The organism is Halomonas sp. BN3-1 (assembly GCF_003056325.1).
GTDB lineage: Bacteria > Pseudomonadota > Gammaproteobacteria > Pseudomonadales > Halomonadaceae > Halomonas > Halomonas litopenaei.
In genome coordinates this window covers 167427-181069 of sequence record NZ_PYVV01000004.1, presented here as the reverse complement: position 1 = coordinate 181069, position 13643 = coordinate 167427, and the positions used below count along the sequence as shown (strand labels likewise).

The window sequence follows — 13643 nt, the reverse complement described above, 5'->3', positions numbered from 1 at the left end:
TCGTTGTACACGGCTTCCCGCGGCGCCCGTTATCGCTAGAATGGACGAGCGACGTGCCTCTGACCACCAGGGTCAAAGGCCCAGACTGGCCAATGCAGGCCGAACTACGGAGATGTCTTCGATGCGTCACCTTCTCGTGATGATCCTTGTCGGCGTGATGGGCTTCGGCCTTGCCGTCGACAGCGCCGACGCCCGCCGCCTGGGTGGCGGCAAGAGTGTTGGTTCCTACTCGCGCCAGGCCAGCCCCAGTGCGACCCAGTCACAGAACACCGCTCGTCCCAACGCCGCCCCGACCGCCGGCAAGAAGAGCGGCCTGATGGGCGGTATGCTCGGCGGTCTGCTGGCCGGCAGCCTCCTCGGCGCGCTGTTCTTCGGCGGCGCCTTCGATGGCCTCGGCATGGTCGACCTGCTGCTGATGGCAGGCGCGGCCTTCCTGCTGTTCAAGCTGCTGGCACGGCGGCGCACGGCCACCGCATCGGCGGGAGGCGGTTCATCCGGCATGCACCGTGAACAGCACCAGAGCTCACCGTTCAACATGCCGGGCTCCGCGGGAGGTCTCGGTGCCCACAGCGCAGGCACTCAGACCGGAGGGCCTCAGGGAGACCCCGCCTGGTTCGACCGTGAACGCTTCCTCGGCGGCGCCAAGGAGCACTTCATGACCCTTCAGCGGGCCTGGGACAACAACGACCTGCCGCGCATCCAGGAGTACGTGACGCCGGAACTCTACAACCTGCTGCGCGAACAGCGGGCCCAGGAGCCGGCCAACAACCAGACCGAAATCGTGCGCCTGTTTGCGGAGCTCGGCGGCGTTCAGGAGTTCGCCAACCAGGCCGAGGCGCGGGTGCTGTTCCACGGCGTGCTCAAGGAAAACGGCAGCGAAACCGAGTTCAACGAGACCTGGCACCTGATCCGCGAAATGCGTGACGATGCCCCCTGGTACATCCAGGGCATCGAGCAGAACGGCTGATCATCGTCGCTGCCTGCCGCCCTCAGCGGCGGGCAGTGATGGCCACCCAGCCCACAGATAGGCAACGCAAAAAGGCCGAGATCCAGGATCTCGGCCTTTTTGTGTTTCTGACGGGCTCAAGGGCCGGTGGGTGCGTCTGAAGGCGCCATGAAGGCGCCAAGCCTGAAGAAACCGAGCCTGTAGAACCGACGCCCGGCGCAAAAGCCCCGACCAGAAGGTTCGACTTACTGGGCCGCCTCGTCGGTCGCCTGCTCGACCTCGTCACCGGCTTCCTCGACCGCCTGACCCGCGCTCTCGGCAGCCGCATCGGCCCCCTGTTCGGCGTCACCGGCCATATCGCTCAGGGCATTCTGGGCGTCCTCTGCCAGATTGCTCATGCCCTCCATGGCCTCGTTGGCCTGCTCTTGCACGGCATCGGCAGCATCACCCAGCGCTTCCTGAGCATCGTCGACCAGGTTGGAGGCTCCTGCGGCAGCCTCGTCGGCCTGCTGTTCGGCATCGGCAGCGGTTTCGTCCATCGCCTGCTCGGCGTCCTCGGCCTGCTGCTCGGCATCGGCGGCGGCTTCATCCATCGCCTGTTCAGCGTCGGCAGCAGTTTCATCCATCGCCTGCTCCGCCTCTTCGGCCTGCTGTTCGGCATCGGCAGCGGCTTCATCCATCGCCTGCTCAGCGTCGTCGGCGGTCTCGCTCATCGCCTCTCCGGCGTCCTCGGCCTGCTGCTCCGCTTCGGCGGCGGCTTCATCCATCGCCTGCTCGGCATCGTCGGCGGTCTCGCTCATCGCCTCTCCGGCGTCCTCGGCCAACTGCTCCGCTTCGGCGGCGGTCTCCTGCGCCTGCTCTTCCACCGCTTCGCGTGCATCGTCCACCTGAGCGCCAGCGTCTTCGGCCGCGTCGTCCTCGCAACCCGCCAGTACCAGCATCATGGACGCCACAGCGCTGGCCAGGGCCAGACGACGAAACATTCCTTGCTTCATGAAGCACCTCCCGGAGAAAAATTTGTAACTTCCCCGTTTACATTAGAGTGACAATCGCGACTTGGCTAGTACCGACGGCATCAATGATGCCATGCAAGTGCCGGCCCGGACCCAGCGCAGCAGCGCCGACGACGTCCGGGAGCGATGCTTATCACCATGTGACAAGGTGTTGTCGAGAGACGGAACTACTTGAGTGGCACTCTGGCATTCAGAGGCTGCAGCGGCCGGTTATTGGCGTCCCCGATCGCAGCAGAGAACGACTCGACCTGATCAGATGAAATATCCTGCGTGCTCTGCATGATCACCCAGCGGACGCCTTCGGAGCAGGGTGGAGTGGTCAAGGAACCGTTCAGGCGATAGTAGTCATGCTGGGCCGGCAACATCTGCGTGAAGTTCACGGTATCGGTTACGTCGGCACGTTCACCGGCGGTATCTGGCAGGCTATCGGCAAGCGAGCGCAATGCTGCATTTTCCTCGCCTTCCTCGAACAGCACCGTGACTACCGCCAGGTTGCCGTCCTTGTCGCTGTGCACCAGATGCGCTTCCAGCGGGAACCGGCGTCCGTCTACCGTGTGCTCGGAAGGCGCGTGAAAGTGCATCTGCTGCAGGATGAAGAGATCCCCATCAAGCGTCAGCGTGTTGCCCTCGGGGGAGGCTACCTGCACCGTGTGGCCATTGTTGAAGACCCTGGTCCCGGTGGTCGCGTAGTCAAGTTGTAGCGGTGGAAGTTCGGCATCGATAGCGCCATCGATATCGACGGGCGACTGGTTGCGACCTAGGCCACACATACTGAAGTCGTCGTCGATGTCAGCCCAGTAGGCAGGTCCCGTGTCTCCCGTGTAGGACCAGTGTGACGTTTCGGGCGCGGCGGCCATCACTGCCTGGGACATCATCAGGCCGCTCAGTGCCGCCGCGATCTTGATCCGCTTGATCATGAAACAACTCCGTTGCACACAGAAAAGGCCTGCCCCTGGGGACAGACCTCTTATCCTGATACTCCTCAGCGGCGAAGACAGGCGACATCACCGACCCACAAGGTCAGTGTGAGCAGACCCGTCCTTCACGCTGCCTCTCTCGGCATAGCGCCGCTGACGGTGACGCCTGTCACATCAGTTGGTGGCTTCCTCGGCCGACTCTTCCATCTCTTCGCCCATGTCTTCCATGGACTCACCGGCATCCTCGACCGCCTGATCCATTTCCTCGCCGGCCTGCTCGGCAGGGCCTTCCTCTTCGCAGGCGGCCAGACCACCCGCCATCATCGCGATCACGAAAGCCATTCCGAAACGACGCATCATGCTGTTTTTCATAACATCTCCTTGTCTAAGACGTTGGTCGTGATTCCCTTTCACCCTAGCGCTGTCGGTTGACCCTGGCCAGGGTCCAGGGACGCTCACAGAGGGTTCAATCCACAACCCTAAGTCTACTTGACTCTAGCAGGCGGCACGCGCTTCGCACCGTATCCGAGGGAAACCATCAGAAGGGATAGTCGCGAGGCTCGTGCTGGACGCTGACCCATTGCACGGTTGTCATCTCGTTCAGCACCCAGTCGCCGTTGAAGCGGCCGATCCCGGAATTCTTCTCACCACCGAACGGCATGTGTGGTTCGTCGTTCACCGGCATGTCATTGACGTGCACCATTCCCGACTCTATCTGGCGTGCCACCCGTTCGCCGCGCGCCGAACAACCGCTGAAGACCGCTGCGGAGAGGCCATACTCGGTGGCATTGGCGATGCGTATCGCCTCGGCCTCACCGTCGGCCTTGATGATGCCGGCGATCGGACCAAAGATCTCGTTGCAGGCCAGGTCCATCTCTTCGCTGACGTGGCTGAACACCCAGGGATGCAGGCAAGGGCCTTCAAGAGAGCCCTCGAGCGCCACCCGGGCACCAGACTCACGGGCCCTGTCGATGGTGTCCTTCAGCCCGTCTAGCTGTTGATCGTTGATGATCGGTCCGATGACGGTATGTGCGTCGGAGGGGTCCCCGACCTTGAGCCCCTTGACCCGCTCGACGAAGCGCTCGACAAAGGCGTCGTGGATCGACGCATCGACGATGATACGGTTGATGGCGATGCAGATCTGGCCCTGATGCATGAACTTGCCGACCACCGCCGCCCGTACGGCCCGATCGATGTCAGCGTCATCGAGCACCACAAAGGGACTGTTGCCGCCGAGTTCCAGTGCCACTGGCTTGATATGTTCTCCGCCGACCGCCCCCTTGGCGATCTGTCGGCCCACCTCGGTGGAACCGGTGAAGGAGATAAGCTTGGCGAGCCGATGTCCGACCAGCGGGTCGCCGAGCTCGCTGCCAGCACCAACCAGAACACTGAGGAGCCCCTTCGGCAGCCCCGCTTCCTCGTAAAGCCGTGCCAGCAGCAATCCACCGGTCAAGGGGGTGTCGCTGGCAGGCTTGAGCACCACGGCGTTACCCAGCGCAAGGGCGGGGCCGATGGTGCGCTGGGTCAGGTGGAAGGGAAAGTTCCAGGGACTGATCACGCCAATCACGCCCAGCGGCTTGCGATAGACCCTATGGTCCTTGCCCGGGACGCTCGAAGCGGCAGTGGTACCTTGCACGCGAGTGGCCATGGCGGCGGCTTCGAGCGACATCTCCCAGGCATTGTTCCACTCGAGTTCGGCCTTGATGCGAGTGCTGCCCGACTCGCGGATGAGCCACTCGACCAGTTCATCCTTGCGCTCTTCCATCAGTTCGGCGACACGGCGCAGTACAGCCGCTCTGTGGGTAGCGCTGGTATCCGCCCACTGCCGTTGCGCTCGGTCGGCCGCATCAAAGGCACGCTCGACGTCGGAGCAATCTGCCTGGGTGATCTCCACCAGTTGTTTCTGGTGGTAGGGGTCCATCACCTTGAGCGACTCGCCGGAACTTCCAGCCCTCCATTCACCGGCGATCGGCTGCAGATGAAAATCCTTGAGGCTCCACATAACGACTCCTTTCGTTCTGTATAGCTTTCGTCCAACTATCGTCACACAAGGCTAGTCAACCATCACTCGGGTCGCAAGACCCGTCGGAGTGACGATTTGTGTCCTGACATTATTGCCAATGGCCTCTCCTGACCGAGGTGGAGCCTACCTCTCCTCCTCCACAGGGGGCTCGGCTGAAGCGCCCTCCCTACCCCAGCCCACGGATAGGCCGGGCTGATGCTTGCGATCATCATGATGTTCGAATCAGCGGAATACCGGCGACAAAACTGACCCCTGTCAGCAGAGCTGAATCGAGACAGCCATAGACTGAATCTCGACGGGAAGACATCAAGCCACTTTTCAAGCCGCTTTGCTTCTTATGCTCGCCGACGCCCGAGCCAGGCACATGCCCCGCTCCGAGCAGCAGGCACCGTACACACCGAGGAGGTTTCGCAGGTCGCTTTTCTTTCCTTTGTCACGCTACTGGAGGCCAATAATGGCTGTTACCAACCTCGCTGAACTCGACGCCCTCGTCGCCAGGGTCAAGGCCGCGCAACGGGTCTTTGCCAGCTTCTCTCAAGAGAAGGTCGATGCGATCTTTCGCGCTGCCTCGCTTGCCGCCAACCAGGCCCGCATACCGCTGGCCCGCCAGGCGGTGGAAGAGACCGCCATGGGCGTGCTCGAGGACAAGGTGATCAAGAACCACTTTGCCTCGGAGTTCATCTACAACAAGTACAAGGACGACAGGACCTGCGGCGTCATCGCGACCCACGATGAAGCCGGCACCATGACCATTGCCGAGCCGGTGGGCCTGATCTGCGGCATCATCCCCACCACCAACCCCACCTCCACCGCCATCTTCAAGGCGCTGATCTCGCTGAAGACCCGCAACGGCATCATCTTCTCGCCCCACCCACGCGCACGTCACTGCACCAACGCTGCCGCGAAGCTGGTGCTGGAGGCGGCGGTGGCTGCCGGTGCACCACAGGACATCATTGGCTGGATCGACCAGCCCTCTGTGGCGCTGTCCGAGGCCCTGATGAAGCACGAGGGCATCAACCTGATCCTGGCCACAGGCGGCCCCGGCATGGTCAAGGCGGCCTACTCCTCGGGCAAGCCGGCCATCGGCGTGGGTGCCGGCAACGTGCCGGTGGTGATCGACGAGAGCGCGGACATCAAGCGCGCGGTGGCCTCGATCCTGATGTCCAAGACCTTCGACAATGGCGTGGTGTGCGCCTCGGAGCAGGCGGTGATCGTGCTCGACGAGGTCTACGACGAGGTACGTGAGCGCTTCGCCTCCCACGCGGCCTACCTGCTGTCCGCCGACGAGGCCGACCAGGTCCGTCAGGTGCTTCTGAAAAATGGCGCGCTGAATGCCGCCATCGTCGGCCAGTCGGCGGCGACCATCGCCGGACTCGCCGGCATCGAGGTGCCGGCCGACACCAAGATCCTGATCGGCGAGGGCGAACGGGTCAGCATCGACGACGCCTTTGCCCACGAAAAGCTGTCACCGACACTGGGCATGTTCCGCGCCAGTTCCTTCGAGGACGCGGTGGACCAGGCCTGCACCATGGTCGAGTTTGGCGGCATCGGCCATACCTCAGGGCTCTACACCGACCAGGACACTCAGCAGTCGCGTATCCGCTACTTCGGCGACCGCCTCAAGACCGCGCGCATCCTGGTCAATATCCCTACCTCCCACGGCGGCATCGGCGACATGTACAACTTCGACATGGCGCCCTCGCTGACCCTCGGCTGCGGTTCCTGGGGCGGCAACTCGATCTCCGAAAATGTAGGTCCCAAGCACCTGATCAACACCAAGACCGTGGCCAAGCGGGCGGAAAACATGCTGTGGCACAAGCTCCCCGAATCGATCTACTTCCGTCGCGGCAGCCTGTCGGTGGCGCTGACCGACCTCAAGGACAAGAAGCGCGCCTTTATCGTCACCGACCGCTTCCTGTTCAACAACGGCTACGCCGATGAGCTGATGGCACTGCTCAAGGGACTCGGCATGGAGGTCCACACCTTCTACGACGTCGAGGCCGACCCCACCATGTCGATCGTCGACAACGGCGCCGAGGCCATGGCCAGCTTCCAGCCCGACGTGATCCTGGCGCTCGGCGGCGGCTCACCGATGGACGCCGCCAAGATCATGTGGGTCAAGTACGAGCACCCGGACGTGCACTTCCAGGATCTGGCGATGCGCTTCATGGACATCCGCAAGCGGATCTACCAGTTCCCCACCATGGGCGAAAAAGCCAGCCTGGTGTGCATCCCCACCACCTCCGGAACCGGCTCCGAGGTCACGCCTTTCGCGGTGGTCACCGATGACGCCACCGGCATCAAGTACCCGTTGGCGGACTATCAGCTGACCCCGGACATGGCCATCGTCGATGCCAACCTGGTGATGAAGATGCCCCGCTCGCTGACCGCCTTCGGGGGTTATGACGCCGTGACCCACGCGCTGGAGGCCTACGTCTCGGTGCTGGCCAACGAGTTCTCCGACGGTCACGCGCTGCAGGCGCTGAAGCTGCTGAAACAGTACCTGCCTGCCAGCTACCGTGAGGGCGAGCGCAACGCCGTGGCCCGCGAAAAGGTCCACAGCGGCGCCAGCATCGCCGGCATGGCCTTTGCCAATGCCTTCCTCGGCGTGTGCCACTCCATGGCCCACAAGCTCGGCGCCGAGTTCCACCTGCCCCATGGTCTGGCCAATGCGCTGCTGATTACCAACGTGGTGCGCTTCAACGCCAACGACAACCCGACCAAGCAGACCGCCTTCTCCCAGTACGACCGACCCAAGGCGCGCAGCCGCTACGCCGAGGTCGCCGATCACCTGGGGCTGTCCCTGGCCGGCGACCGTACCGCCCAGAAGGTCGAGCGACTGATCAACTGGCTCGATGAGCTCAAGCGCGAGCTGGACATCCCCGCCTCGATCAAGGAGGCCGGCGTCCCCGAGGCCGACTTTTTGGCCAAGCTCGATGAAGTGGCCGCGGAAGCCTTCGATGACCAGTGCACCGGCGCCAACCCGCGCTACCCCTTGATCAGCGAGCTCAAGGAAGTGCTGCGAGCGTCCTACTACGGGGAGGTCTATGTAGAGGGAGAGACCTTCGCCGGCACCACCGTGATCAAGAAGAGCGAAGCGCGCGCGCCGGCCCGGGCGCTTGCCGATGACCCTGCCAAGGCCCCGGAAAAGGCCCCGGAAAAGGCCCGACAGAACGCCAGGGACGAAGCGAGCACACCCACCGGCAAGGCGGCTGGCCGCAAGGCGAAAAAGGAGAAGGCCGACGCCTGAGTCCAAGCTAGCGCCAGAGCCCTTGGCAGGGCTTGATCGAAAGGGGTCCCGCCACGACCACAGCCCCCGCGAGAGCGATCTCGCGGGGGCTGTTGCGTCTCGCAAACAGTCACCAGTGCTCATCCCCTGCGCTAAGGGCCCAATCGGCGTGCATGCCGCCACCAAACCCGCCTGTGCTATACCTGCGCTATAGTGTCGGGACGATGGCGGCATCAATGTCCATTTTGAGACCCTGTGGCCGCCCCGCCCGGAAGGACACCCGCATGACGGCCGCCTTTACCACCCGACAGATCGACTCCCGAGAGCGCTTCGCCTTCTGGCACGACGTCGTCTGCAGCCACTGCATTCCAGCCGACAGCCAATGCCTCGACGAACGGCCCTTCCATGGCAGTCTCAACGTCAGGCAATACGGCGACGTCGCCATCAGTACCATGGCCGCCTCTTCCCACCGCTGGCGCCGGCAGTCACACCACCTGTCCCGCGACAGCGACGATGACCTGTGGCTCGGCTTTCTCGAGAACGCCACGGCCAGACTCGACCAGGATCAGCGGCGTATCGCCATCGGGCCCGGCGACCTGGTGCTGTACGATGCCTGCCGCCCGTTCGAATGGTGCCTGAGCGCCAGCGCGCTTCATCTTGTGCGCCTTCCACGGGCGCCCTTGATGCGTCGCCTGGCCACCACCGAGCCGCTGACGGCTCGGCCTATCCCGGCGACCTTGCCCGGCGCCACCTCTTTGAAGGCGTTGATCCGAGACGGCGCCCGGCTGGACGCCGAAGCCTCGTCGATCGGGCTCGGCGAGGCGATGGTCGATCTGGCGGCTCTGGTGCTCGAGGGGCTGGGCGGCGCTGGCGACAGTCGCAACGACGTGCTCTACCGACGCCTTTGTCACTACCTGCAACAACAGCACCAGGACCCATCCCTGAGCCTCGATCGCATCGCCCGGGACAACCATGTCTCTCGGCGCACCCTCACCCGGCTGTTCGCTCAGCACGGTCACACACCCATGGCAGCACTGTGGTCGATTCGACTGGAGCAGAGTCGCGCCACCCTGCGGGCAGGTGGTATCCGCAGCGTCACCGAGGTCGCCCTGGAGCATGGCTTCACCAGTGTCTCCCATTTCAGCCGTAGCTTCCGTCAGGCCTACGGTCATCCGCCCTCTACCTTGCTGCAAGCAGGTCGCCACGCACCCGGGACGATGTAAATCCACCAGTCCGCTCTGGCTCTGGCCCTCTCGGGCCACCGCTTGGCCCGTTCAGGCAAACCTGCGCCCTACTCTCTGCCTACCCTGAAGGTGAGCGTCTTTTCTCACCATCAGGATGACAACAATGACAGACCATCCGCTGCACTTTGACGGCCTTATCGAGATCGGCCGTCGAATCCAGTCCAGGGAACTGAGCGCCGTCGAGGTCACTCGAACCATGCTCGAGCGCATCGACAGCGTCGATGCCACCCTGAACAGCTTTGTCACCGTCATGGCCGACAGTGCACTTGAACAGGCCGCCCAGGCGGACCGCGATCTTGCCGCTGGCATCCACAAGGGGCCGCTTCAGGGTGTTCCAGTGGCCGTCAAGGATCTGCTGTGGACAGCGGGGACCCGGACGACCCACGGCATGCCCCTGCACCGTGACCACGAGCCCCGGGAAACGGCCAGCGTGGTCACACGCCTCGACCAGGCCGGGGCCGTGCTGCTAGGCAAGCTGCAGCAGACCGAAGGCGCCTTCGCCGATCACCACCCCGACATCACGCCGCCCACCAACCCCTGGGGCGAGGCTTTGTGGTCAGGCGCCTCGTCCAGCGGTTCCGGCGTGGCCACCGCCGCCGGGCTGTGCTTTGGCTCGCTGGGCACCGACACCGGTGGCTCGATTCGCTTCCCCTCCGCGGCCAACGGCGTCACCGGCCTCAAGCCGAGCTGGGGCCGAGTCAGCCGACACGGCGCCTTCGAGCTGGCGGCCTCGATGGACCACATCGGGCCGATCGCCCGCAGCGCCGCCGATGCAGGGGCGCTGCTTGGCGTTATTGCCGGTGCCGACGAACGTGACCCCACCGCCGTTCCCCTCGCCGTGCCGGATTACCTGGCCGGCATGACGCGAGGCCTGAAGGGCCTGCGTATCGGGCTCGACCCTCGCTGGGCCATCGAAGCGGTGGATACCGAAACCCGCGGCGTCCTCGAACAAGTCGTATCCACGCTGGGACAGCTCGGTGCCGTGATCGAGGAAATCGACTTCCCCGACACCCAGCAGGCGGTATTCGACTGGGCGCCACTGTGCGGCGTGGAGACCGCCGTCGCCCATGCCGAGACCTTCCCCAGCCAGCGCGAAGCGTACGGCCCTGGTCTTGCTGGTCTGATCGACCTGGGCCGCGCCCAGAGCGCCATGGACCACCAGCAACGACTGCTGCGCCGGGCCGAGTTCAAGGGCCGGGTCGATCGCCTCTTGGCCAGTGTCGACCTGCTGATCGCCCCGGTCACCGCCTACGCCGCCCCGTCGATGGCGTTCATGGAGAAGTTCGGCGAGGATGAAGCGCTGTTTTCCGGCATGCTGCGCTATACCTGTCCTTTCGACCTGAGCGGACATCCGACCATCACCCTGCCGGCGGGTTTCAGCCAGCGGGGCGGGCCCATCGCCTTCCAGTTCATCGCACCGATGTTCAATGAAGCGATGCTGGTGCGCGCCGGCTGGGCCTACCAGCAGGTCACCGACTGGCATCGTCGACATCCAGAGCTGTAGCCCTCGCGCCTTCCTTCTCTTGATGGCTCCCGCTGGCGGGTGATGGGAGCGCTCCGATGGCCTAAAGTCGGGTCAACAGGACCGCTTTACGCCACGAGGTGCTCCCATGTCCCTGCTCGACCAACTGGCCGAGGCACGTATCCAGAAGGCGCAGCAGGAAGGCGCCTTCGACGACCTGCCGGATCACGGCAAGCCCATCGAACTCGACGACGACAGCATGATTCCCGAGGCGCTGCGGGCAGGCTACCGACTGCTGAAGAACTCAGGCTATCTGCCCCCGGAGCTTCAGCTTCAGCGCGAGATTCGTGAGGTGGAAGACCTGCTGGCGCAGACACAGGAAGCCGCCGAGCGAAGCGCTTGCGAGAAACGCCTGCGTCTTCTGCGCGCACGGCTTGGCGAAAGCGGGCGGGGTGCCAGTCGGCTTCTTGAGCTGGGGCGCTATCATGACCGGCTGCTGGAGAAGTGGGAGGGAGACTGACCCTGCGGTTACCGTCAGTACGGTGTGCTAGCGTGAGTCCGACCGGGTGTGCAACGGGACGTCGCGTTGGCGCCAGCGCCGTGACCGCCACAGCCCCAGCGCCAGCAAGACACCGGCGGCGATGACCGGCAGCATGGGAGGCGACGCCGGCGTCCTGAGGGCGACCCCGACCTGAGCGTAGAGCGAGGTCGCGCACAGCACAAAGCCGGCCAGCGGCACCGTCCAGATCGCCCAGTCTGCCCCCCTCCGAAACGGCCCCCACAGCAGCACACCGACCAGCATCGCCACGCTGAGACAGGCGCCCCCCAGGGCGTGCATCAGCGCCAGCAGGACCTGCCGGGTGCCTGGAGCGACCGACTCCCAGTCGAGCCCCATGGCGGCGGCATGGTAGGGCATGAATTCGCTGCGGCCGAGATAGACCAGACCAAAGGCGATCAGAATCAGGGTCGCCAGCGCATGGCAGGCGAGAGCACTTCTTGAATACGAGGTCACGGCGGTTTCCTGGTGATTCGAGCGAGTACAGCGGACATCTTTGCCTAGGGCTTGTCTGAAAAGTGCCTGCACTCGGTAATACGGCGTTAAAAATCGGATCAAAATGCTCATTTACACTCCGTAAACTGCGCTTTCTCACCGATTTTTGCCTTGTCTAACCTTCGCTCGTCGACTTTTCGGACAGCGCCCAAATAGGGCTCCGCCGATGATAGCCGGCAACTTTGTCACCCCGCGCTCCCACCCTGACGCCGCGACCGTTTCAGCACACTAATCCAGCGGTATCAGACGGCTGCAGGTCAGGCTCACCGACGGTGCTGACATCGATGAATTCGCGACGCTCGAGCGCCATTCGGCCTGGAACCATGCATCACCGCCAGCGTCAGGCCGCGGCGCGTCCAGCGTGCAGCAATCTGACCGCCAGCATGCCGATCACCACCCCCCAGAAGGCCGCGCCCAGACCGAACAGGCTCATGCCCGAGGCCGTCACCATAAAGGCGATCACCGAGGCCTCGCGGTGGCCCTCGGCGGCGATCATGGCGGCCAGGTTGCTGGTGATCGCACCGATCAAGGCAAGCCCCGCCAGTACCGCCACAAAGGCACCGGGCAAGGAGGTGAAGAGCGCCACAATAGTGCCGGCGAACAGCCCGCCGACCAGGTAGAAGACGCCGTTGGCGACCCCGGCGACGTAGCGACGGCCCGGGTCCTGGTGGGCATCCTTGCCGGTGCACAGCGCAGCGGTGATGGCCGCGATCACCGTGGTGATGCCGCCAAAGCAGGCAGTGGCGAAGGAGGTCAGGCTGGCCACCGTCAGAATCGGCCGGGCCCTGGTGTGATAGCCCGCTGCGTGCAGGATCGCCATTCCCGGCAGGAACTGGCCGGTCAGGCTCACCACCACCAGCGGCAACGCCAGGCTCAGGGTGCTGGTGATGGTCCACTCGGGAGCGATAAAGCGGGGAATCGCCAGGTGCACACCGACGCCGCCGAGACTCGCGCCTTCCAGCACCACGGCGAGCACCACACCGGTGATCAGCAACAGGATCAGGCAATAGCGCGGCGCCAGCCGCTTGAACACCAGATAGGCCAGCAACATGCCGACGGCGAGCCAGGGCGAGGTCTCGATGGCCGCAAAGGCGCCCAGGCCAAACTGGAACAGGATGCCCGCCATCATGCCGGCGGCCACACCCGACGGAATCAGCGCCATCAATCGGTCGAAGCTGCCGGTGACACCGATGATCAGCATCAGCACCGCCGCCGTCAGGTAGGCGCCTACCGCCTCGCCCAGCGACAGCTCCGGGAACAGGGTGATCAGCAGCGCCGTCCCCGGCGCCGACCAGGCCGTCACCACCGGCACTCTGAGCCACAGGCTCAGGACGATGCCCGACACCGCCGCCCCCAGCGAGATGGCCCACACCCAGGAGGTCATCATCTCGGGTGAGATATCCGCCGCCGCCCCGGCCTGGAAGAAGATCGCCAGCGGCCCCGAGTAGGAAATCAGCACCGCGACAAAGCCTGCCGTCACCGCCGACAGCGACAGGTCACGAAAAAGGGACGACCCCGCAGCCGCCCCTTGGGGTGCGGTTACGGTATCGGAGTCGGTTCGGCGCATGGGCTGGCTCCTTGATGATGGCGTCGATGTACGGCCAGGAATGTCACCTGGAGGGACCCCCGGCGACATCGACGGAAGACAAAAAAGGCCCGGCACGCGGCCAGGCCAAGGAGGATACAAGATTCACCACGCCGTCCCGGTGCCCCCGCAGGTACAGCGGGATGCAAGGTGGGTCCACGTCACGCGGCATC

At 64.3% G+C, this 13643-nt stretch carries 11 protein-coding genes; 5 read left to right on the top strand and 6 right to left on the bottom strand.

Translation table 11 applies throughout. The annotated features are described in order from the left end of the window. Positions 1–121 precede the first annotated feature (121 nt). Positions 122–967 carry a TIM44-like domain-containing protein gene (locus tag C9F12_RS07465; protein WP_045991358.1) on the top strand — a complete coding sequence of 282 codons (846 nt, stop codon included), beginning with the start codon at positions 122–124 and terminating at the stop codon, positions 965–967. Positions 968–1191: 224 nt separating this feature from the next. On the opposite strand, the gene C9F12_RS07460 is transcribed toward C9F12_RS07465, so the two are convergent. The 4 genes from C9F12_RS07460 to C9F12_RS07445 all read right to left on the bottom strand — a co-directional run bounded on the left by C9F12_RS07460 (position 1192) and on the right by C9F12_RS07445 (position 4878). Further along, a complete protein-coding gene (locus tag C9F12_RS07460; RefSeq protein ID WP_052704223.1) occupies positions 1192–1941 on the bottom strand; it encodes a hypothetical protein in 750 nt (249 codons plus the stop codon). Positions 1942–2126: 185 nt separating this feature from the next. Next, positions 2127–2876 (bottom strand): carbonic anhydrase family protein, encoded by a 750-nt coding sequence (locus C9F12_RS07455; RefSeq protein ID WP_240184196.1) that lies wholly within the window; start codon positions 2874–2876, stop codon positions 2127–2129. A 174-nt stretch (positions 2877–3050) separates the two neighbouring features. After that, complete coding sequence (locus C9F12_RS07450; protein ID WP_045991360.1) at positions 3051–3248, bottom strand: hypothetical protein; 198 nt, start codon at positions 3246–3248, stop codon at positions 3051–3053. 166 nt (positions 3249–3414) lie between these two features. Then, positions 3415–4878 carry an aldehyde dehydrogenase family protein gene (locus tag C9F12_RS07445; protein WP_108448484.1) on the bottom strand — a complete coding sequence of 488 codons (1464 nt, stop codon included), beginning with the start codon at positions 4876–4878 and terminating at the stop codon, positions 3415–3417. Between the two features lie 475 nt (positions 4879–5353). Between C9F12_RS07445 and adhE the strand changes: the two genes are divergently transcribed. From adhE to C9F12_RS07425, 4 genes are all read left to right on the top strand, one after another. Further along, positions 5354–8149 (top strand): bifunctional acetaldehyde-CoA/alcohol dehydrogenase, encoded by a 2796-nt coding sequence (adhE, locus tag C9F12_RS07440; RefSeq protein ID WP_108448483.1) that lies wholly within the window; start codon positions 5354–5356, stop codon positions 8147–8149. A gap of 263 nt (positions 8150–8412) precedes the next feature. Beyond that, complete coding sequence (locus C9F12_RS07435; protein WP_162816410.1) at positions 8413–9351, top strand: helix-turn-helix domain-containing protein; 939 nt, start codon at positions 8413–8415, stop codon at positions 9349–9351. Positions 9352–9475: 124 nt separating this feature from the next. Further along, complete coding sequence (locus tag C9F12_RS07430) at positions 9476–10876, top strand: amidase (protein ID WP_108448481.1); 1401 nt, start codon at positions 9476–9478, stop codon at positions 10874–10876. Positions 10877–10982: 106 nt separating this feature from the next. Beyond that, a complete protein-coding gene (locus C9F12_RS07425; protein ID WP_108448480.1) occupies positions 10983–11354 on the top strand; it encodes a DnaJ family domain-containing protein in 372 nt (123 codons plus the stop codon). 27 nt (positions 11355–11381) lie between these two features. Here C9F12_RS07425 and C9F12_RS07420 read toward each other — a convergent pair whose 3' ends face one another. Both C9F12_RS07420 and C9F12_RS07415 read right to left on the bottom strand, forming a co-directional pair. Then, positions 11382–11846: a hypothetical protein gene (locus C9F12_RS07420; protein WP_108448479.1), complete on the bottom strand. Its 465-nt coding sequence runs from the start codon at positions 11844–11846 to the stop codon at positions 11382–11384. 379 nt (positions 11847–12225) lie between these two features. Further along, a complete protein-coding gene (locus C9F12_RS07415) occupies positions 12226–13452 on the bottom strand; it encodes a benzoate/H(+) symporter BenE family transporter (RefSeq protein ID WP_108448478.1) in 1227 nt (408 codons plus the stop codon). Positions 13453–13643 lie beyond the last annotated feature (191 nt).

Bases quoted from the DNA above. Each gene is read 5' to 3' on its own strand.
- C9F12_RS07465 (WP_045991358.1), top strand. From the start codon at position 122: ATGCGTCACCTTCTCGTGATGATCCTTGTCGGCGTGATGGGCTTCGGC.
- C9F12_RS07460 (WP_052704223.1), bottom strand. From the start codon at position 1,941: ATGAAGCAAGGAATGTTTCGTCGTCTGGCCCTGGCCAGCGCTGTGGCG.
- C9F12_RS07455 (WP_240184196.1), bottom strand. From the start codon at position 2,876: ATGATCAAGCGGATCAAGATCGCGGCGGCACTGAGCGGCCTGATGATG.
- C9F12_RS07450 (WP_045991360.1), bottom strand. From the start codon at position 3,248: ATGAAAAACAGCATGATGCGTCGTTTCGGAATGGCTTTCGTGATCGCG.
- C9F12_RS07445 (WP_108448484.1), bottom strand. From the start codon at position 4,878: ATGTGGAGCCTCAAGGATTTTCATCTGCAGCCGATCGCCGGTGAATGG.
- adhE (WP_108448483.1), top strand. From the start codon at position 5,354: ATGGCTGTTACCAACCTCGCTGAACTCGACGCCCTCGTCGCCAGGGTC.
- C9F12_RS07435 (WP_162816410.1), top strand. From the start codon at position 8,413: ATGACGGCCGCCTTTACCACCCGACAGATCGACTCCCGAGAGCGCTTC.
- C9F12_RS07430 (WP_108448481.1), top strand. From the start codon at position 9,476: ATGACAGACCATCCGCTGCACTTTGACGGCCTTATCGAGATCGGCCGT.
- C9F12_RS07425 (WP_108448480.1), top strand. From the start codon at position 10,983: ATGTCCCTGCTCGACCAACTGGCCGAGGCACGTATCCAGAAGGCGCAG.
- C9F12_RS07415 (WP_108448478.1), bottom strand. From the start codon at position 13,452: ATGCGCCGAACCGACTCCGATACCGTAACCGCACCCCAAGGGGCGGCT.